General features: G+C 73.9%; 19 protein-coding genes. 17 read left to right on the top strand and 2 right to left on the bottom strand.

The genetic code is table 11. From position 1 onward, the window contains the following. Positions 1 to 68 precede the first annotated feature (68 nt). The 5 genes from P3T27_RS17315 to P3T27_RS17335 all read left to right on the top strand — a co-directional run bounded on the left by P3T27_RS17315 (position 69) and on the right by P3T27_RS17335 (position 6,457). Positions 69 to 2,930 carry a nitrate- and nitrite sensing domain-containing protein gene (locus P3T27_RS17315; RefSeq protein ID WP_280679339.1) on the top strand — a complete coding sequence of 954 codons (2,862 nt, stop codon included), beginning with the start codon at positions 69 to 71 and terminating at the stop codon, positions 2,928 to 2,930. Continuing rightward, the gene (locus P3T27_RS17320) at positions 2,927 to 3,346 is read left to right on the top strand and encodes a roadblock/LC7 domain-containing protein (RefSeq protein ID WP_280679341.1); all 420 of its coding nucleotides are present in this window, start codon (positions 2,927 to 2,929) and stop codon (positions 3,344 to 3,346) included. Before P3T27_RS17315 ends, P3T27_RS17320 begins: the two co-directional genes overlap by 4 nt. A 233-nt stretch (positions 3,347 to 3,579) precedes the next feature. After that, positions 3,580 to 4,011, top strand: a complete 432-nt coding sequence (locus P3T27_RS17325; protein WP_348534108.1) for a DUF742 domain-containing protein — start codon at positions 3,580 to 3,582, stop codon at positions 4,009 to 4,011. A gap of 67 nt (positions 4,012 to 4,078) precedes the next feature. Next, a complete protein-coding gene (locus tag P3T27_RS17330) occupies positions 4,079 to 4,627 on the top strand; it encodes an ATP/GTP-binding protein (RefSeq protein ID WP_280679741.1) in 549 nt (182 codons plus the stop codon). Between the two features lie 1,197 nt (positions 4,628 to 5,824). Beyond that, positions 5,825 to 6,457, top strand: coding sequence for a winged helix-turn-helix domain-containing protein (locus tag P3T27_RS17335; RefSeq protein WP_280679743.1), 633 nt, complete (start codon positions 5,825 to 5,827; stop codon positions 6,455 to 6,457). 80 nt (positions 6,458 to 6,537) lie between these two features. Here the strand turns inward: P3T27_RS17335 and P3T27_RS17340 are convergent, their stop codons facing one another. Further along, positions 6,538 to 7,320 (bottom strand): IclR family transcriptional regulator, encoded by a 783-nt coding sequence (locus P3T27_RS17340; RefSeq protein ID WP_280679343.1) that lies wholly within the window; start codon positions 7,318 to 7,320, stop codon positions 6,538 to 6,540. 424 nt (positions 7,321 to 7,744) lie between these two features. On the opposite strand from P3T27_RS17340, the gene P3T27_RS17345 reads away from it, so the two are divergent. From P3T27_RS17345 to P3T27_RS17370, 6 genes are all read left to right on the top strand, one after another. Further along, positions 7,745 to 8,767, top strand: a complete 1,023-nt coding sequence (locus P3T27_RS17345) for an ABC transporter substrate-binding protein (RefSeq protein ID WP_280679345.1) — start codon at positions 7,745 to 7,747, stop codon at positions 8,765 to 8,767. Between the two features lie 185 nt (positions 8,768 to 8,952). Further along, positions 8,953 to 9,981 (top strand): NrtA/SsuA/CpmA family ABC transporter substrate-binding protein, encoded by a 1,029-nt coding sequence (locus tag P3T27_RS17350; protein WP_280679347.1) that lies wholly within the window; start codon positions 8,953 to 8,955, stop codon positions 9,979 to 9,981. Next, on the top strand, positions 9,978 to 10,844 hold the full coding sequence (locus P3T27_RS17355) for an ABC transporter permease (protein ID WP_280679354.1): 867 nt from the start codon (positions 9,978 to 9,980) through the stop codon (positions 10,842 to 10,844). The genes P3T27_RS17350 and P3T27_RS17355 overlap by 4 nt, the downstream gene beginning before the upstream one ends. Next, complete coding sequence (locus tag P3T27_RS17360; RefSeq protein ID WP_280679356.1) at positions 10,841 to 11,572, top strand: ABC transporter ATP-binding protein; 732 nt, start codon at positions 10,841 to 10,843, stop codon at positions 11,570 to 11,572. Before P3T27_RS17355 ends, P3T27_RS17360 begins: the two co-directional genes overlap by 4 nt. A 63-nt stretch (positions 11,573 to 11,635) precedes the next feature. Continuing rightward, complete coding sequence (locus P3T27_RS17365) at positions 11,636 to 12,541, top strand: ABC transporter substrate-binding protein (protein WP_280679358.1); 906 nt, start codon at positions 11,636 to 11,638, stop codon at positions 12,539 to 12,541. 3 nt (positions 12,542 to 12,544) lie between these two features. Beyond that, the gene (locus tag P3T27_RS17370) at positions 12,545 to 13,618 is read left to right on the top strand and encodes an LLM class flavin-dependent oxidoreductase (protein ID WP_280679360.1); all 1,074 of its coding nucleotides are present in this window, start codon (positions 12,545 to 12,547) and stop codon (positions 13,616 to 13,618) included. 104 nt (positions 13,619 to 13,722) lie between these two features. On the opposite strand, the gene P3T27_RS17375 is transcribed toward P3T27_RS17370, so the two are convergent. Next, positions 13,723 to 14,712 carry an aldo/keto reductase gene (locus tag P3T27_RS17375; protein WP_280679362.1) on the bottom strand — a complete coding sequence of 330 codons (990 nt, stop codon included), beginning with the start codon at positions 14,710 to 14,712 and terminating at the stop codon, positions 13,723 to 13,725. A gap of 121 nt (positions 14,713 to 14,833) precedes the next feature. On the opposite strand from P3T27_RS17375, the gene P3T27_RS17380 reads away from it, so the two are divergent. The 6 genes from P3T27_RS17380 (at position 14,834) to P3T27_RS17405 (ending at position 19,194) form a co-directional block, all read left to right on the top strand. Further along, entirely contained in the window at positions 14,834 to 14,980 is a 147-nt protein-coding gene (locus P3T27_RS17380; protein WP_280679364.1) for a hypothetical protein, read from the top strand. A gap of 172 nt (positions 14,981 to 15,152) precedes the next feature. After that, positions 15,153 to 16,172 carry an LLM class flavin-dependent oxidoreductase gene (locus P3T27_RS17385; protein ID WP_280679366.1) on the top strand — a complete coding sequence of 340 codons (1,020 nt, stop codon included), beginning with the start codon at positions 15,153 to 15,155 and terminating at the stop codon, positions 16,170 to 16,172. Between the two features lie 206 nt (positions 16,173 to 16,378). Next, complete coding sequence (locus P3T27_RS17390; RefSeq protein WP_280679368.1) at positions 16,379 to 16,945, top strand: TetR/AcrR family transcriptional regulator; 567 nt, start codon at positions 16,379 to 16,381, stop codon at positions 16,943 to 16,945. Between the two features lie 109 nt (positions 16,946 to 17,054). Then, positions 17,055 to 17,651 carry a DUF4865 family protein gene (locus P3T27_RS17395; RefSeq protein WP_280679370.1) on the top strand — a complete coding sequence of 199 codons (597 nt, stop codon included), beginning with the start codon at positions 17,055 to 17,057 and terminating at the stop codon, positions 17,649 to 17,651. Between the two features lie 17 nt (positions 17,652 to 17,668). Further along, positions 17,669 to 18,184, top strand: coding sequence for a carboxymuconolactone decarboxylase family protein (locus tag P3T27_RS17400; RefSeq protein ID WP_280679372.1), 516 nt, complete (start codon positions 17,669 to 17,671; stop codon positions 18,182 to 18,184). Then, entirely contained in the window at positions 18,181 to 19,194 is a 1,014-nt protein-coding gene (locus P3T27_RS17405; protein WP_280679374.1) for a phosphotriesterase, read from the top strand. Before P3T27_RS17400 ends, P3T27_RS17405 begins: the two co-directional genes overlap by 4 nt. Positions 19,195 to 19,307: the final 113 nt, after the last annotated feature.

The following is a 19,307-nucleotide window of genomic DNA, read 5'->3' on the forward strand; positions in this document are numbered from 1 at the left end:
CCGCCGAGCCCCGCGGCTCCTCTCATCCGCTCCCCGTCCGCGCCTGGCACTTCCCGACCGAGGACTCCATGCGTCTGCGCAGCAGCTCGATCCGCGCGAAGATCATCGCGCTGCTCCTGGTGCCCATCGTCGCGCTCACCGCACTGTGGGTGTACGCGACCTTCGCCACCACCGGAGACGTCTGGGGCCAGCTGGAGATCAGCCGTACGTACAAGGAGTTCGGGACCCCGGTCGACCAGTACGCCACCGACCTGCAGAACGAGCGCCGCGCGGCCGTCCAGCGCCTGGCCGCCCCGAACTCGCAGGTCGCCGTGGACGTCTTCAACCACGCCAAGGCCGCCACCGACCGCAGCCTCGACGTCCTGCGGCAGAAGAAGGACCACGTCGGCGGCAAGCTCTCCACCGCGCAGCGCGGCCGCTTCCTGCAGATCCTCGCCGCCGCCGACCAGATCGAACCGCTGCGCGCCCAGGTCGGCCGCTCCGCGCTCAACTGGGAGTTCGCGCTGGAGCAGTACAGCGACCTGGTCAAGCCGGTGTTCGGCTTCCGGTCCGCCTACGTCGCCCGGCAGACCGGCCAACTCCCGCGCCAGGGGACGATCCTGATCGAGCTGGTGCGCGCCCGCGAGTACCTCGCCCAGGAGGACGCGGCGATGGAGGGCCTGCGCGTCGGCATCGCCAAGCCCACCGCCGAGCAGTACCAGGTCGCGCTGGACGCCCTGCACAACCAGCAGGCCCTGTTCACCGTCTACATCGCCGAGCTCGAACCCGCCGACCAGGCCGACTACGCCGCCCTGCGCGGAGGCGAGGCCTGGTCGGCGCTGGCCCGCGCCGAGGCGGACTTCGTCGGCGCCGGCGGCCCCGACCGGGTCGCCCAGGCGATCAACGGCGACTCCTGGCGGGAGACCGCCGACCGGGCGCTCGGGGATCTCGCCGCGATCAACTCCCGGATCGCCAACGGGATCGGCGAGCGTGAGCGGTCCGCCGCGATCGGAGCACTCTGGCGCGGCGGTATCGCCGGTGTGATCGGCCTGATCGCGGTCGTCCTGTCGGTGATGATCTCCTTCCGGATCGGACGGGGCCTGGCCCGCGAACTGATCGGGCTGCGCAACGCGGCCAACGAGCTGGCCGGCACCCGGCTGCCCTCCGTCATGCTGCGGCTGCGCCGCGGCGAGGCGGTGGACGTCGCGGCCGAGGCGCCCGAGCTGCGGTTCGGGCCGGCCGAGATCGGCCAGGTGGGGCAGGCCTTCAACGCGGTCCAGCGGGCCGCCGTCGAGGCCGCCGTCGAACAGGCCGAACTGCGGCGCGGCGTCTCGGCGGTGTTCGTCAACCTGGCCCGGCGCAGCCAGGTGCTGCTGCACCGCCAGCTCACCCTGCTCGACACCATGGAACGCCGCACCGAGGACCCGACCGAACTGGCGGACCTCTTCAAGGTCGACCACCTCACCACCCGGATGCGCCGCCACGCCGAGGGCCTGATCATCCTCGCCGGCGGCTCGCCCGGGCGCGCCTGGCGCAAGCCGGTCCGGATGGTGGACGTGGTCCGCGCGGCGGTCGGCGAGGTCGAGGACTACGCCCGGGTGATCGTCCGGCCCTTCCCCGGCACCGGCCTGCTCGGCAGCGCCGTCGCGGACGTCACCCACCTGATCGCCGAACTCGTCGAGAACGCGGCGGTGTTCTCCCCGCCGAGCACCCAGGTCACCGTCCAGGGCGAGGTGGTGGCGCACGGCTTCGCGCTGGAGATCGACGACCGCGGGCTCGGCCTGAGCGAGCAGCTGCTCGCCGAGACCAACGAACGCCTCGCCGTGGAGCAGGAGTTCGACCTGGCCGACACCGACCGGTTGGGCCTGTTCGTGGTCAGCCGGCTGGCCCGGCGGCACGGCATCCGGGTGCACCTTCGCCCGTCCCCGTACGGGGGGACGACGGCGGTGGTGCTGATCCCGCGCGAACTGCTCGCCGAGGCGCCGGACGGCCTGCCCGAGCCGCCGTCCGCCGGACAGCGGCCCGCTCCGGCCCGGCGCGGGCAGCGCGACCTGGTCGCCGTGCCCTCGCTCGCGGGCGGAGGAGGCGGCGGCGTCGGGGCGGACCGTGGCGGGGTGGACGGCGCGGCTCGGGGCGCCGCCGGCTCGGGCGCCGGGGCCGGGGCCGGGGCCGGGGCCGGGGACGGCGGACGGCAGCAGGGCAGCGGCGGCCCCCGGCCGTCCGCGCCCGAGCCGGGCCGGACGGCGGGCGGGCTGCCGCGACGGGCCTCGCGGACCAAGGGCGGGCCGGTGCTGGTGCCGGCGCCGTCCGCGCCCTCCTCGCCGTCTGCGCGGTTTGCGCCGTCCCTGGACGGCGAGGCCTCGCCGGGGACGGGGCGGCACCGCCGCGACGAGTCGGCGGGCGCCGCGGCCGCCTTCGTGGACGGTCCCACGGACGCGCCGGTGGACGCGCCGCTGGACGCCGCCCCGCGGACCCCGGGCGGCCTGCCCCGGCGGGTCCGGCAGGCGAACCTCGCACCGCAGCTCAAGGAGCAGTTGAAGGAACGCCTCCGGGAGCGTGCGGACACCGGGCCCGAGGACCAGGCCGCCGTGGCCGCTCGGGAGGCCCGGGACACCGAGCGGGCGCGCGAGCGCTCGCCCGAGGAGGCGCGGGCCACCTTCGCCTCCTTCCAGCGCGGCTTCACCCGCGGGCGCGGCGCCGCCCCGGCGGCGGCCCCGGCGAGCGCCCGGCCCGCCGCCGTACCCGCCTGGCAGCCGCCGGACCCGTCCCGGCGGGCGATCAGCCCGGCCCCCGCCCCGGCGGCGCTGCCCGCGCCGTCGGACGGTGCCCGGGCGTCGCTCGCCCGCCGGGTGCCGCCCGGCCAGCCGGTCCGACTGAACCCGGCGCCCGTACCACCTGCAGCATCTGCACCACCCGCACCACCCGCTTCAGCGGAAGGAACTGATTCATGACCACTTCGACGCAGCCGTCCGGGGACCTCAACTGGCTCCTGGACGACCTGGTGGGACGCGTCGCGGCCCTGCGGCACGCGGTGATCCTCTCCCGCGACGGCCTGGCCACCGGCGCCTCCCGCGACCTCGACCGCGAGGACGCCGAGCACCTCGCCGCCGTCGCGGCCGGGTTCCACAGCCTGGCCAAGGGCGCCGGCGGGCACTTCAAGGTCGGCGGGGTCCGCCAGACCATGGTGGAGCTGGACGAGGCGTTCCTGTTCATCACGGCCGCCGGCGACGGCAGCTGCCTGGCCGTCCTGAGCGAGGCCGAGGCGGACATCGGCCAGATCGCCTACGAGATGGCGCTGCTGGTCAAGCGGGTCGGCGAGCACCTGGCCGCCGAGCCGCGCACCGAAGCCGCCCCGCCGGGGAGATGAGCGGTCCGATGACGGATCCGAAGGCGAAGGCGGCGGGGCGGCCCGGGCCGGACGGGCCCTCCGGGCTGCCCGCGTCGTCTGCGCCGTCCGCGTCGTCCGCGCCGTCCGGACCCGAGGTGCAGGTCGGTCCGAACGCGTCGGTCGGTGCGGACGCGCTGGGGGCTTCGGGGGGCTCGGAGTCGTCGGCGGTATCGGGCGTGTCGGGAGTGTCGGCGGTGTCGGGGACGGCACAGGTGGGTCAGGACGCGTCCGAGGCCGACCTGTTCCGCCCGCGCACCCCGGTCGACGACCGCTGGTTCGACGACGAGGCCGGCCCGGTGGTGCGGCTCTACTCGATGACCCGCGGCCGCACCCGGCCGGTCGAGGAGGGCCTGTTCGACCTGATCTCGCTGATCACCGCCGCCGAGCCCGGGCCGAACGCGGGGGCCGTGCCCGCGCACGTCCTCGACCCGGAGCACCAGACCATCCTGGCCTGGTGCCGCCGCGAGCCGCTGTCCGTCGCCGAACTGGGCTCCTACACCGACCTGCCGGTCAGCGTCGTCCGGGTGCTGCTCGGCGACCTCTACGACGCCGAGCTGATCAGCGTCACCCGACCCGTTCCGCTCGCCGAGCTGCCGGACGAGCGCCTGCTGCGAGACGTGATCAATGGACTCCGTGCGCTCTGACCATGATGGCGACACCCCGGGCGGCCGCGCCAACGACCCGCGCTGGCGCGGCGGTCCGGGCGTCGCGGTGAAGATCCTGGTGGCGGGCGGCTTCGGCGCGGGCAAGACCACGCTGGTCGGCTCGGTGAGCGAGATCCGGCCGCTGCGCACCGAGGAGGAGCTCAGCGAACTGGGCCGCCCGGTCGACGACACCTCGGGCGTGGAGGCGAAGCGGACCACCACCGTGGCGATGGACTTCGGCCGGATCGACCTGCGGCCCGGACTCGCGCTCTACCTGTTCGGCACGCCCGGGCAGGACCGGTTCTGGTTCGTCTGGGACGAGTTGGCGCGTGGCGCGCTCGGCGCACTGGTGCTCGCGGACACCCGGCGGCTGGCCGACTGCTTCCCCTCGGTCGACTTCTTCGAGCAGCGCGGCATCCCGTTCGTGGTCGCGGTGAACTGCTTCGACGGCACCGAGCGGTTCGCCCCGGACGAGGTCCGGGACGCCCTCGACCTCGACCCGGACATCCCCGTACTGCTGTGCGACGCGCGCCTACGGGAGGACGGGAAGGACCTCCTGGTCGCACTCGTCGAGCACGCTGCCGCCCGTCGCAACCGCGCCCCGGCCCGGGCCTGACGGAGCTTTGTCCGGCCTCTGCCCGAGTCATACCCCGGCCGTGCCCCGGCCGTGCCCCGGCCGTGCCCCGGTCGTGCGCCGGTCGTGCCCGGCCGTACCCCGGGTGCGCTCGGGCCGTGCCCGGCCGAGAATGGTCGCGCATCGGCCGGGCACGGCACCCGCGCAGAGGCTCCACAGAGCCTTCGACCCGACTGACGTCTCATTCGGCTGTCCGCATCCCGGACGTTCGGCGCGCTGAAGGTTGCCTAGACCGGCGCGGCGTGGAAGGCTCTGGGCACGAAAGCCGCCCGGCCATGCCGTCGGGAGGGCCGGAAACGTTCCGTTCACGCAGGCGCGCACCGACGATGGCGCGCCGTCGCACAGAGCCAGGGGGAGGGCAGCAGGATGACCGTCGGCCAGCGACGCGCCACCACCGATCCCGCCCCCGTCACGCCGGTACTCACCGTCCGCCGCTACATCGACCAGGCGCTGATCTGCAGCGCCTGTTGTCGCTGACCGGCCGGCCCCTTCCCGGTTCGTCCCCGACGCTCCCGGCCCACCCGGCCGCCGTCTGACGCACCGCCAAACCCGTCGACCAGGCCGTAGCGGACCCGCCCCATCCGGCGCGCCCGCGGCCGCCGATCCGGCCCCGCCTCGCGGAGAGACCACCAGTGAACATCGCCTGCACCAGCCCCGCCCCCGGCATCGCCGGCCGTCCCCGCACGACCGGGGCGGCCTCCGCGATGCGCGCCGGTGGACTGGCCAGGGGGTGGAACGGGCGCGCGGACCGCGCCGGGGACGGCCACCAGGGTCGCCTCGACCTTGAGCCGTTCTGGCCGTCCCGGCAGCCGCACCTGTTCGATCAGACGTGTCCGGGCTCGCCCAGCGCGTCCCGGCCCTCCGCAGGCTGATTCCGGATCAGCCCCGCAGCACGCCCGGTCGACGCGCAGACGACTCCACCCCGTCCGTCACGCGCGAAATGAGCGGCACACCATGTCTTCCTCTTCCACCGCCACCCTGCCCCTGCCCACCGCGACCCCGCACCTGCGCGCGGTCCGCTCGGTCCCCGGCGTCATCCCGGCCGGCCCCGGCGCCGCCGGCGCTCCGGGCTCCTCCGCCTCCCCGCACTCGCACGGCGCGCCGGCCGCGGAACGATGGCCCGGCGCTCCGGTACGGCCCTCCCACGCGGCCCCGTCCCGTCCGGCGGGCGCGGGAGTCGTGCCCCAGCCGGGCGCGCTCCTCCCGCCGGCTCCGCAGGCCCTGCTCGCCGCGCTGCCCGAGGGGGCGACCGTCGTCGCCGCCTTGCCGCAGGGCGCGCTGCCGCAGGGTCTACTCGCCCAGTACGGCGCGCAGTTCGGCGGCTCCACCGGGAGTCCGATGGTCGGGTACCTGGTGCTCGTGCCGGCCGACAGCCCGGTGGTGGCGACCGCTCCGGCGGCGGTGGCCAGCGGTGCGTCCACTCGCTCCTCCCTCGGTGGACCCTCGGGCGTGCCCGGCGGTGCGCCCGCTGGTGTGCCGGGCGGTGTGTCCGCGCCCGTCGGCGTCCGTCCGGTCCGCCCGGCCGGGCGCGGGATCGCCGTCGACACCGAGCGGCGCAACGCCTACGTCGACGGGCGGCTGCTCGACCTCACGTACCTCGAGTTCGAGCTGCTCGCGCACCTCACCGAGCACCCGCAGCGGGTGCACACCCGGGACCACCTCGTCTCGGCGGTGTGGGGCTACGGGCACGTCGGCGACGGCCGCACGGTCGACGTGCACGTCGCCCGGCTGCGCCGCAAGCTCGGACCGGCCTACCGCGGCACCATCGTGACGGTCCGCCGGGTCGGCTACAAGTACACCCCGGCCAACTGATCGGCCATCGGCGCCCTGTCGCAGCGGACTTCCCGTTCTCCCGTGGAACGGGCGGTCCGCTGCGCTGATTTGACTGTCAGTCAGGCACGTTGATCGGGAGGTAGGAGCAGGACGGCGAGCGCGTCGGCGCAGGCGCGGGCGTGGCCGAGGAACCAGTCCAGGCGGTCGTCGGTCAGGTGTGCCGGGGTCGAGCGGACCGCGAGCGCGAACCGGGCCTGCCCCGCGCCGTCCAGGACGGGCACGGCCACCGTCCGCACCCCGGCGGCCGACTCGCCGTCGTTGAGCGCGTGCCCGGCGGACCGGACCTTCGCCAACTCCTCGTCGAGCAGCGCCGGTTCGGTGATCGTCCGGTCGGTGAACGACGGCAGCGGACCGAGCGCCGACACCGTCGGCTCGCCCGGGCGCGGCCAGGCCAGCAGCACCTTGCCGAGCGCCGTGGAGTGCAGCGGCCGGCGCAAGCCGAGACCGGTGTCCGGGCGGACGGAGGCCCCCACCAGGATCACCGCGTGCGGACCGCTGCGGATCGCGAGGTCGGCGGTCGCGCCGGTACGCCGGGACAGCCGGTCCAGCTCGGGTGCGGCCAGGTGCAGCCCGCGCTGGTGGAAGGTGAGTTGGCCGAGTTCGGCGACCGCCGGGCCGAGCCGGTAGCGCGCGGTCTGCTCGTCCTGCTCCAGGAAACCGGCGCTGACCAGCGTCCGGGCCAGCCGGTGCGCGGTGGAGACCGAGAGGTCCATGCGGCGGGCCAGGTCGGAGGCGCTCAGGTCGGGGCCGTTGTCGTGGAAACAGTGCAGCAGCCCCAGCGCGCGCTGGACGGCCTGCGCACCGGCCGGCGGGCTCTGGACGGCGGTGGCGGCCTCGGCCATGGCACCTCGCGTTTCGGTTCGGGAATCCGGCTGGACCACCGGTGAGGAGTCTCAGCGTAGGGCAGCGGGTGCTGCGGGATTGTGTCGACGACGTTGCAATGGAATGGCGTTGATGAACAAGTGATCCCACCATGTGGCAAAACCTTGCCCTCGGCTCGTCCGGCGTGGAACGCTCCTCACATCGCGCCGGACGCCCCGTCCGGCGCACCACCGCACCCCCAGCCCGCAGGAAGGAGCGACGCCGTGACGACCCACCGGTGCCTCGCCTCCTGCGCGTGTTGTCGCTGACGCTCCCCTCGCGCCGTACGTTCCGGCGTGCCCGCACCGTTCAACTCCCCGACGCTCCGGGACCCGTGACCCGTGTGGCGTGCCCAGCCCCGCAGCCTTCCGGCGCCCGCCGAAGCCCTCCGTAGAGGACCACACCGTGCCCAGCCGTTCCCCCAGCGCCCCCGACACCCTCTGGTTCACCCGCTGCCCGGTGCCCACCGCCACCGGGATCGCCGCCGACCAGGGGCGGCTCGCACGCGAGTTCGCCGCAGACGGGATCGCCGTCCGCTCGCTCCAGGACGCCCCGCCGGAGGTGGCCGCCGACCATCACTACACCCACGCGCTCACCGGACTGTTCCGCGAGGGCGGCAACGTTCCGGCGCTGTGGGCCCGTTCGCGGGGCGAGGAGACCCGGCTGATCGGCCTCACCTGGATCGAGGAGCGCCAGGTGGTCCTGGTCCGGGCCGGCAGCGGCGTGACCGGGCCCGACCAACTGCGCGGTCTGCGGCTGGCGATCCCACATCATGAGATCGGCATCGACTTCTGGCGGGCCATGGCCCTGGCCGGCTTCCGCGGCGCCCTGAGCCTCGCCGGACTCACCCTGGACGATGCCGAACTGGTCGACGTCCCCGGTACCCCCGGCGGCGGGCAGTGGGCCGCCGAACTGGCCGCACTGCGGGACGGCGTGGTGGACGCCGTGTACGTGAAGGGGGCGCTGGCCGTCGAGGCGGCCCGCCGGATCGGGGCGGAGGTGGCCGTGGAGCTGGACGCCGTGCCGGAGCGCCGGGCCCGGGTCAACAACGGGACGCCGCGACCGGTCACCGTCCACCAGCGGCTGCTGGACGAGCGGCCGGAACTGGTCGCCCGCTTCCTCGTTGTGCTGCTGGAGGCCGCGGACTGGGCGGCCGAGCACCCGGCGGAGGTGGTGCGGATCCTGCAGGCCGAGACCGGCGCGGGCGCCGAGGGCGTGGCCGGGGCGTACGCACCGGGCAGCCACCGCACGCTGCACCTGGACCTCTCGGCGGAGCGCCTGGAACTGCTGGCGCAGCAGGAACGATTCCTCGGGGAGCGGGGATTCCTCGCCGCCCCGGTCGACATCCGCACCTGGGCCGACCCGGAGCCGCTGCGCGCCGCCCACGAGCTGCTGCGCGAACGGCGCCGCGCCACGGCGGGCGGCTGAGCGCCGGGCCGCTCGGCGGTGCCCGGCCCGGCTTGCTCGCGGCACCCGGCCCGGCTTGCGGCGGCCCTGCGCCTCCAGCCGGCCGACAGATCACAACTAACAGATGTCAGCGGACAGATTTCAGATTTCAGATAACAGATTTTGAAAGTTGTCACCTGTCACCTGTCCTTCGTTTGGAGACCCCCGTGAACACCTCCCGCCTCGCCCTCGCCGCCACCGCGCTGCTCGCCTCCACCGCACTGGCCGCCTGCGGCTCGTCCGCCGACGGGGCCAAGGACTCCGCCGACGGCGGGGCCGGCGGTAAGGCCGACGTGGTGCTCCGCCTGCCGGACCCCGGGAACAACGGGTTCCTCGCCCGTGGCAAGAAGGACGGCTCGCTGGACAAGGCCCTGGCCGCCGTCCACGCCAAGGTCGCCTGGACCGGCAGCGCCGGCCCGTTCGCCCCCGCCGCGCAGGCCCTCTCCGCCGACCAACTGGACGTCGCCCAGGGCTCGATCACCTCGGCCGTGGCCGCGCTCGCCCAGAAGCCCGGCTTCAAGCTGTTCGCCCAGACCGCGCCCGACGGCGTCGGCGAGGGGATCCTGGTGAAGAACGACTCGCCCATCAAGACCGTCCAGGACCTGGTCGGCCGCAAGGTCGCCGTCGCCCAGGGCGGTACCGCCGAGTACCTGCTGCTCAAGGCACTGGAGAAGAACGGCGTCCCGGTCGACAAGGTCGAACGGGTCTACCTGCGCGCCGACCAGACGGCCGGCGTCTTCAACTCCGGCCAGGTGGACGCCTGGGCGACCTGGAACACCTTCTCCACGCCCACCATCGCCAACGCCGGGGCGCACTTCCTGGTCAACGGCAAGGAGGTCGGCTCCGACAACTACGCCGTCTGGGCCGTGCGCAACGGCTTCGCCGACAAGCACCCCGAGGTGGTCAAGACCTTCTACACCTACCTGCGCGAGAACGGCCTCAAGGAGAAGGCCGACCCGGCCGCCTACCTCAACGTCTTCACCGACTCCGGTCCGACCGCCGTCACCCCCGCCGAGAAGGACATCGCGGTGAACGTCAGTGGGCAGGGCGCCGCCGCGGACGCCATCACCGACACCGACACCGCCCGCTTCGGCACCGTCGCCCGGTTCTTCGCCGACCAGAAGGTCACCAAGCAGCTCGTGGACGTCAAGCCCTACCTGATCGACATCAACAAGCTCGGGGACGGTGCCAAGTGACCACGGCCGCCCCCGAACGCACCGCCGCCGATACCCGAGCCGCCCTCGACGCCGGACTGGTCACCCCGCACACCAGACGGTCCAGGCCCCGCCCGCGCGCCCTCGCCGTGATCCTGCGCACCCTGGGCCCGCTCGCCCTGCTCGGCGGCTGGGCACTCGCCTCCGCCACCGGCGCCCTCACCCAGGACGTCCTCGCCTCGCCCGCCCAGGTCGCCGAAGCCGTCGGCGAGTTGTGGGGCAATGGCCAGCTCACCGACGCCCTCGGCGTCTCCCTCACCCGGGCCGGCCTCGGCCTGTTCTTCGGCGCCACCACCGGGCTGGTGCTCGGCGTGGTCACTGGCTTCACCAGGCTCGGCGAGGAGCTGCTCGACTCCGCGATCCAGGTACTGCGCACCGTCCCGTTCCTGGCGCTGGTGCCGTTGTTCATGGTGTGGTTCGGTATCACCGAGACCGCGAAGGTCGCCCTGATCGGCGTCGCCACCAGCTTCCCGATGTACGTGTCCACCTCCGGCGGAGTCCGCAACACCGACCGCAAGCTGGTCGAGGCGATGCGCAGCTTCGGGCTCGGCCGCTGGGCCATCGTGCGCACCGTCGTCCTGCCCGGCGCGCTGCCCGCCCTGCTGTCGGGGCTGCGCCTGTCCATGACGCTCAGCGTGATCGCCCTGATCGCCGCCGAGGAGATCAACTCCACCGAGGGGATCGGGTACTTGATGGCCCAGGCACAGAACTACTCGCGCACCGACATCCTCGCCGTCTGCATCCTGATCTACGGACTGCTCGGCCTCACCGCCGACGCCGTCGTCCGGGTTCTGGAACGCCTCCTGATGCCGTGGCGCCAGGCCGTCCAGGGAGCAGCCCGATGACCGTCACGTCCACGACCGTCACGTCCACGGCCACCACCCCGGCGGTCCATCTACGCGGCCTGCGCCGGGTGTTCGGCACCCGGGCCGTCCTCGACGGCGTCGATCTCTCCATCGCCCGAGGCGAGTTCGTCGCCCTGTTGGGCGCCAGCGGAACCGGCAAGACCACCCTGCTGCGTATCCTCGGCGCGCTCGACCAGGCCGACGAGGGCACCGTGCTCGTTCCGCCGGTCCGTACGGTGGTCTTCCAGGAGCCCCGACTCGTCCCGTCCAAGCGGGTGCTGGCCAACGTCACGGTCGGTCTGCCGCGCGGCGCCGCGACGCGGGAGACCGGACTCGAGGCGCTCGCCGAGGTCGGCCTGGAGAAGCACGCGGACGCCTGGCCGGCCACTCTCTCGGGAGGCGAGGCGCAGCGTGTCGCCATCGCCCGGGCGCTCGTCCGCGAACCCCAACTGCTGCTTCTCGACGAGCCGTTCGCCGCGCTGGACGCGCTCACCCGACTGCGCATGCAGGACCTGGTCGGCGACCTGGTCCGCCGCCACCGTCCCGCCGTGCTCCTGGTCACCCACGACGTGGAGGAGGCCGTCCGGCTCGCCGACCGCGTCGCCGTCCTGCGCGACGGCCTGCTCGTGCGCGACGAACCGGTCACCGTCGACCACCCCCGCGACCCCGCCGACCCGGCCTTCGCCGACCTGCGCCGCCGACTGCTCGCCGACCTCGGCGTCCACTGATCCGCCGGCCGCCCACCGATCCGTTCCGAAGCAACCCACGCCCGCACCACCGGAGTTGAACAGATGACCGTGACCCTCGGCGTCCACGCCAGCAACCCCTCGCTCTACTACCTCGCCCGCCTGCCCTACCTGGACGAGGAGTTGGCCCCGCTCGGCGAGACCGGCGCCTTCCACCACTACGCCGACGGCACCCGCACCGGCGCGCTGCTCGCCGACGGCACCATCGACTTCGGCGGCACGGGTTCGACCCCGCCGGTCACCGCCCAGGCGGCCGGCCACGACCTGGTGTACGCGGCGGTCTCCGCGCCCCGCCCCGACCACGGCGCCCTGCTGGTGCTGGACTCCGGCCCGGTCCGGACGGTGGCGGACCTCAGGGGCGGCACCGTCGTGCTCGGCATCGGATCCTGGCAGACCCACCTGCTCGCCAAGGCCCTGCTCACGCAGGGACTTTCGTATGCCGAGGACATCACTCCGGTGCGCCCGGCGGCCGATGAGGACCAGGCGCAGCGCCTGCGCGACGGTGAGATCGCGGGGTGGATCGCCCAGGGCGCCGAACTCGCCGCCGCCCGCCGCAGCGGCGGCTTTCGCGAGCTGATCCGCACCGGCGACGTCATCACCGACCGCTCGGTGTTCTTCACCCGCCGTGCCTTCGCGACCGGGCGCCCCGAGGTGGTCGCCGCGATCGCCACCGCGCTGCGCCGGGCGGACGCCTGGGTGTCCGTCCACCCGGCCGAGGCGGCCGCGATCGCGGCGGAGCAGCTGGGCGGCTCGGCCGGCGACTGGCAGACCGCGCTGGAGGCGCTGCCGTGGCAACTGGAGCCCGCCACCGCCGGGTTCATCGCCGAGCAGCAGGAGGCCGCGGACATCTTCCACGGGGTCGGGTTCATCGACCGGGCGCTGACCGTCGCCGACGCCCATCTGCCCGAGCTAGAGGCCCCGGTGGCCGCCGCGCTCGCCAAGGCGGTCTGAGCCGTGGCCTCCGAAGTCCTCTGGTACATCATCCCGCGCGAGGGCCACTACCCGTGGGAGCCGGCCGGCCGACGCCCGGTGGACCTCCGGTACCTTCAGCAACTGGCGGGCAGCGTCGAGTGGTTGGGCTACAGCGGCGCCCTGCTCGCGACCGACCTGTACGACGTGTGGACGCTCGGCAGCGCGCTGGCGGCGGCCACCACCCCGGAGTTCAAGCCGCTGCTGGCCGTTCACCCGGGGTTGGTCTCGCCGACCCTGCTGGCGAAGATGGCGCTCAGCTTCGATCATCTGCACGGCGGCCGGCTGCGGTTCAACGTGGTCAACGGCTCGACCGCGCAACTGCGCGAGTACGGCCTGGACGTCGAGCACGACGACCGCTACCGGCTCAGCGCCGAGTACTGGTCGATCGTCAAGCGCCTGACGGCCGGCGAAGTCTTCGACCACAAGGGCGAGTTCTACGAGCTGAAGAACGCCGGTGCGAGCCTGCGGGAGCTGGCGCCGGTCCAGCCGGGCGGTATCCCGCTCTGGTTCGGCGGAAGTTCGGCGGCCGGCATCGAGATGGCCGCCGAGCACGTGGACGTCTACCTGACCTGGGGCGAGCCGCCGCACCTGCTCAAGGAGAAGCTGGACCTGGTCCGGAACCGGGCCGCCGCCCACGGCCGGAGCCTGCGGATCGGGCTCCGGCTGCACCTGATCGTCCGTGACACCGAGGACGAGGCCTGGGCGGCCGCCGACCGCCTGCTCGACGTCACCAGCGAGGCCACGTACGCCCGGCAGCTGGGCGGGGCCAAGGGGGAGGACGGGGTCGGCTGGCAGCGGCAGTTCCGCCAGCACGGCGGCAAGGTGCCCGCGCGGGCCCGGGAGCTGGAGGCCTACCCGAACCTCTGGCCGGGGATGAGCCTGTTCCGTCCCGGCCCCGGTATGGCGGTGGTCGGCTCCACGGCCCAGGTGATCGAGCGGCTGCAGGAGTTCGAGTCGCTGGGCGTCGACACCTTCATCCTCTCCGGCAACCCTTTGCTGGAGGAGGCCCACCGCGTGGCAGAGACGGTTCTGCCCGCCCTGGGCATCCGCCGCTGACGGCCACCGGCCACCGGCTGACGACTAACAGATAACAGCTGACAGATGATGAAATCTGTCAGCTGTCATCTGTCAGTCGTCCACCCGCCCCCGGCGCTCCCCGCTCAGCGGCTGAGCCGGTCGATCTCCGCCAGCTCCTCCTCGGTCAGCGGGCCGCCCGCGAGCGCGTCGATGTTCTGGTCCAGCTGGGCGACGCTGCTCGCGCCGATGATCACCGAGACCACCCGTGGATCGCGCAGCACCCAGCACAGCGCGAGCTGGGCCAGGGTCTGCCCGCGGCGCTCGGCGACCTTGTTGAGCGCCCGCAGCTGCTCCAGCTTCAGTCCGGTGAGCGCCTCCTCGGTCAGGAACCGCCCGACCGACATCCGCGAGCCGGCCGGCACCTCGCCCGACAGGTAGCGGTCCGTCAGCAGTCCCTGAGCGAGCGGCGAGTAGGCGATCAGGCTGGTCTGGGTCTCGCCCACCGCATCCAGCACGCCCTCCTCGACGTACCGGTTGAGGATCGAGTACGCGGACTGGTTCAGCAGCACCGGCGTGCCCAGCTCGCGCAGGATCGCCACCGCCTCCCGGTGCTGCTCCGCCGGGTAGTTGGAGATCGCCGCGTACAGCGCCTTGCCCGAGCGGACCGCGCTGTCCAGCGCGCCCATCGTCTCCTCGAGCGGGGTGTCCGGGTCGTAGCGGTGGGAGTAGAAGACGTCGACGTAGTCCAGCCCCATCCGGCCCAGCGACTGGTCCAGGCTGGCCAGCAGGTACTTGCGGCTGCCGCCGTTGCCGTACGGGCCGGGCCACATGTCCCAGCCGGCCTTGCTGGCGATGAACAGCTCGTCGCGGTACGGGCGGAAGTCCTGAGCGAACAGGTAGCCGAAGTTGCGCTCGGCGCTGCCGTACGGCGGGCCGTAGTTGTTCGCGAGGTCGAAGTGGGTGATGCCCCGGTCGAAGGCGCGGCGCAACACCGCGCGCTGGACCTCCAGTGGCTGGGCGTCACCGAAGTTGTGCCAGAGACCGAGCGAGACGGCCGGCAGCTGAACGCCGCTGCGGCCGGCCTTCCGGTAGGTCATCGAGGCATAGCGGTCATCCGCGGCGAGGTAGCTCATGCCGGACATCTTGCCAGCCGCCGCCGGTGGATCAAGCCCTTGCCCCGTTTCTGACCGGTGCCTATGCTCGCGGAGGATCGTACGCGTGCGAGGCGAACTGCGAGGCGAAGGGGGAGGCGCGATGACCGTCCGGGCCGTCACCACAACCGCGACCGCCGGTACCGCCGCCGTCATTGCCGCCGTCACAACCTCCGGCACCGCTGAAATCCCGACCGTCACCGCCGCCGCGCCCCGCTGTTGTCGCCGCCGCCGCAGCACCTCGCGCTGACGCCGCCCCAGAGCCGCTCCGCCGCGATCCCCTCCCGGTGCTGCCCGCAGGAGCGCAGCCCGTAGCGCGGCGCTTCCCGCGGGCCGCCGTCCCGCCCCTCGGCAGCCGTGTCCGCGCCTCGCGGGCCGGGTTCCGCGCCGAGATCCCATCGAGCGCCCCCAAGGAGACCGCCGTGCGGTTCACCGTCTCGTCCCTCGTCGCCAACGGCCCCGATCCCGTGACCGGCGTCCAGCGCACCCCGCAGGAGAAGCTGCGGAACGTCATCGACCAGGCGGTCGCGGCCGAGCAACTCGGCTACGACGGCTACGGCGTGGGGGAGCGGCACGGTGCGCCGTTCCTCTCCCCGGCGCCGCCGGTGCTGCTCAGCGCGATCGCGGCCCGCACCTCCACCATCCGACTGTTCACCACGGTGACGGTGTTGAGCATCCTGGACCCGGTCCGGGTCGCGGAGGACTACGCCCTGCTTGACCAACTCTCCGGTGGCCGAGTCGAGTTGATCATCGGTAAGGGAAACGACCCGCGCCACTTCGACCTGTTCGGCCTCCCCGAGGAGCGCCAGTGGGACGCGCTCGCCGAGAACTACGAGCTGCTGCGGCGGCTTTGGCGCGAGGAGCGGGTGACCTGGGAGGGGTCGACGCGTCCGCCGCTCAAGGACGCGGCCGTCTCGCCGCGCCCGCTCCAGGATCCGATCCCGGTGTGGCACGGCAGCGCGACCAGCACGCAGTCAACCGACCTCGCCGCCCGCTACGGCGATCCGCTCTTCTCCGCCAACTCCTTCCACCCGCTGGCCAAGTACCGCTCCCTGGTGGAGCACTACCGCGAACGCTGGGTGCACTACGGCCGGGACCCGAGGGACGCCCGGGTGGGCGCGAGCTTCGGCGGGCTGTACGTCGCCAAGCGTTCGCAGGACGCGGTCGAGGGCTTCCGTCCGTACTGGAACGCGATGTTCGACTCGGCGGCCGGCCGGCACAACAAGTCCCCGTTCACGTCCTTGGAGGACGCGCTGGAGCACGGGTCGGCTCTGGTCGGGAGCCCGCAGCAGGTGGTCGAGAAGATCCACCGCTATCACGAGGCCTTCGGCAACGAGGTGGTCGGCATCGGAATCGACGCGTTGACGGAGGGGGCGCAGTGGGAGCAGTTGGAGCTGTTCGCCGCAGAGGTCGCCCCGGTGATCCGGCGCGAGCTGCCGTGAGCGCCCGCCCGACGTGACGCGCGCCACCGGTCGCGATGGAGTGGCGGCCGGCGGGGAGGGGGAGACGAGCGGGCAAGGGCCGTGGCCGCCGGGGGGCGGCGCACGGCCCTTGGCCGTCCCCCGGACGGGGCCGGCCGGCCCTGCGCCCCGGTCGCAGCCAGGTGACCCCTGGCCTTCTGTACCTACTGGTATGTACAGTGATCCGTATGACCACCCAGGACCGCCTCATCGAGAGCACCCAGGCACTCCTCTGGGAGCGCGGCTACGTCGGCACCAGCCCCAAGGCCATCCAGCAGCGCGCCGGTGTCGGCCAGGGCAGCATGTACCACCACTTCACCGGCAAGCCCGACCTCGCCGCCACCGCCCTGCGCCGCAGCGCCGAGCAGCTGAGGGGCGTGGCCGAGGCCGACCTGTCCGCCCCCGGCACGGCGTACGACCGCATCGCCGCCTATCTGCTCCGCGACCGTGACGTGCTGCGCGGCTGCAGGATCGGCCGGATGGCCCAGGATCCGGACGTCATCGCGGACCCCGGGCTGCGCGCCCCCGTCGAGGAGACCTTCGACTGGCTGCGCGACCGGATCGCCGAACTGGTGGCCGAGGGCCAGGCCGCCGGCGAACTCGTGCTCGGCGTCGACCCGGTCGACACCGCCGCCGCCGTGGTCGCCGTCGTCCAGGGCGGCTACGTCCTGGCCCGCGCGGCCGGCCGGGCCGAGCCCTTCGAACAGGCCGTGCGCGGCGCCCTCGGCCTGCTCGCCGCGCACCGTACGACCTGACGCGCCGCACCGCGCCGTCCAGCGCCGGACCTGCGCCGTATCGCGCTGCACTGCGCCGTACCGCGCGCCGCCCGACCTCCCGAGGATCCGACCACCGAGGAGACCCGCCGTGCACGCCATGCAGTACGAGATCACCCTCCCCGCCGACTACGACATGGGGATCATCCGCAAACGCGTCGCCGACAAGGGCCGTCTCCTGGACGCCTACCCCGGCCTCGGGCTCAAGGCGTACCTGGTCCGCGAGCGCGGCCACGAGGGGTCGCCCGTCAACCAGTACGCGCCGTTCTACCTCTGGCGCACCGCCGAGGGCATGAACAGCTTCCTCTGGGGCCCGGGCTTTCGCGGCCTGAGCGCGGACTTCGGCCGCCCTGCCGTCCGGCACTGGCTCGGCGCCGGTCTGGCCCACGGCAGCGGTCCGGCCCGGGGCGCTGCGCCGGACGCCCCCGCGACCACCGCCACCCGCCACACCGTTCGGCTCCCCGAGGGCGCCGATCCCGCCGAGGCGGTCGAGCAGGCCCTCGCCGGGTTCCCGGCACACCCCGCCCTGCACACCGCGGCCGTCGCGGTGGACCCGTACCGCTGGGAGCTGCTCCGGTTCGCCCTCTGGCAGGGCCCGGCCCCGGATGACGCGCCCGGCACCCGCTACCAGGTGCTGCACCTGTCCCGTCCCGAACTCGACCGGCTGCCCAGCGGCCGGCACTGGTGAAAGGTTCCGCCACCCTGATGAGCGCTCCCGCCGTCCCCACCACTCCCACCACTCCCGCCGTCCCCGCCGCCCCGGCCCCCGCCCCGATGACGCCGACCGACCTCACCCCCGCCCCGTTGGACCGCGAAGCCGGTTACGCCCTCCTCGCCGACCTCGCCGGCCCGGTCGCCGCCACCACCCTCGGCGGCCTGGACAGCCTCGCGCCCGGCTTCCCCGACTGGATCGTCACCAGTCTCTTCGGCGGCACCTACCAGCGTCCCGGCCTCGCCCTGCGCGACCGCCAGGTGGCCAACCTGGCCGCGCTCACCGCCCTCGGCGGCGTGGAGCCGCAGCTCGCCGACCACGTCCGCAACAGCCTGCGGATCGGCATGACCAGGGAGGAGGTCACCGAGGTCATCGTCCACCTCGCCCCCTACGTCGGCGTCCCCAAGGCCCTGGCCGGCCTGCGCGTCGCCACCGCCACCTTCGCCGAGACGGCCCCGACCGTGGCGGCCCCGACTGAGACGGCCCCCACTCGGGAGGGCCAGGCATGACCCGTGACGTCCGCACCGTCCACACCGTCCGAACGGTCCGCACCGTCCTCGGCGACCTCGACCCCGCCGAACTCGGCGTGACCGACTCCCACGACCACCTCTTCATCCGCAGCCCCCTGCTGCCCGGTGAGGAGTTGGACGACCCGGCCGCCGCCGAGGGCGTCCTGCGCGCATTCGCGGCGGTCGGCGGCCGTTCGTTCGTCCAGTGGACCCCGTACGGCATGGGCCGCGGCGCGGGCTCGCTCGCGAAGCTCTCCCGTGCGACCGGCGTCCACGTCGTCGCCGGCACCGGCCTGCACCAGGCGGCCCACTACGACCCGGACACCCTCCCCACCCTGTACGACGGGCTCGCCGAACGCTTCATCTCAGACCTCACGACCGGGCTCACCACCGAACCAGCCGCCGGGGCGCCCACCAAGCCGCCCACCAAGCCGCCCACCAAGCCGCCCACCGAACCGCACGGCGCTTCCGAGGGTGTCCGGGCGGGCCTGATCAAGGTCGCGTGCGACGCCGGTACCACCACCTGGCACACCCGCCGGGTGATGACCGCGGCCGCCGAGGCACACCACGCCACCGGCGCCCCGATCGCCGTCCACCTCGAACCCGGCGCCCACCCGCACTTCGTGATGCGCTGGCTGCACGCCCGGCACGGCGTCCCGCCCGACCAGATCATCCTCGGCCACCTCACCCGGCTGCCCGACGTGCGGCTGCACCGCGAGCTCGCCGCGGAAGGCGTCCACCTCGCGCTGGACAGCCCCTCCCGGGCCGACCACCCGGCCGACCACCAGGCCTTCGACGTCATCGCCGACCTCGTCGACGCCGGCCACGCCTCCCAGCTGCTCCTCGGCGCCGACACCACCACCCGCACCGCGCGCCGGGGCGACGGCCCGACCCGGCTGCTCACCGACCTCGCCCCACGGCTCGCCCGCACCTTCGGCCGCGAACTGCTGGACCTCCTGCTCACCGCCAACCCGGCCGCCGCCTTCGCCGCCGACTGGCGCACACCCTGAACCGTCTCAGGCCTACCCCGCCCGGCCGCCCGGCCGCCCGGCCGACTGGCCGCGACAGGACCGGCCCTCCGCGAGGGCCTGTGGCGACGGCCTGTGGCGAGGGCCCACCACCC

It is taken from the genome of Kitasatospora sp. MAA19, assembly GCF_029894125.1.
Classification (GTDB): Bacteria; Actinomycetota; Actinomycetes; order Streptomycetales; family Streptomycetaceae; genus Kitasatospora.

Bases quoted from the DNA above. Each gene is read 5' to 3' on its own strand.
- P3T27_RS17365 (WP_280679358.1), top strand. From the start codon at position 11,636: ATGACCGTGACCCTCGGCGTCCACGCCAGCAACCCCTCGCTCTACTAC.
- P3T27_RS17400 (WP_280679372.1), top strand. From the start codon at position 17,669: ATGAGCGCTCCCGCCGTCCCCACCACTCCCACCACTCCCGCCGTCCCC.
- P3T27_RS17390 (WP_280679368.1), top strand. From the start codon at position 16,379: ATGACCACCCAGGACCGCCTCATCGAGAGCACCCAGGCACTCCTCTGG.
- P3T27_RS17315 (WP_280679339.1), top strand. From the start codon at position 69: ATGCGTCTGCGCAGCAGCTCGATCCGCGCGAAGATCATCGCGCTGCTC.
- P3T27_RS17320 (WP_280679341.1), top strand. From the start codon at position 2,927: ATGACCACTTCGACGCAGCCGTCCGGGGACCTCAACTGGCTCCTGGAC.
- P3T27_RS17360 (WP_280679356.1), top strand. From the start codon at position 10,841: ATGACCGTCACGTCCACGACCGTCACGTCCACGGCCACCACCCCGGCG.
- P3T27_RS17405 (WP_280679374.1), top strand. From the start codon at position 18,181: ATGACCCGTGACGTCCGCACCGTCCACACCGTCCGAACGGTCCGCACC.
- P3T27_RS17375 (WP_280679362.1), bottom strand. From the start codon at position 14,712: ATGAGCTACCTCGCCGCGGATGACCGCTATGCCTCGATGACCTACCGG.
- P3T27_RS17340 (WP_280679343.1), bottom strand. From the start codon at position 7,320: ATGGCCGAGGCCGCCACCGCCGTCCAGAGCCCGCCGGCCGGTGCGCAG.
- P3T27_RS17380 (WP_280679364.1), top strand. From the start codon at position 14,834: ATGACCGTCCGGGCCGTCACCACAACCGCGACCGCCGGTACCGCCGCC.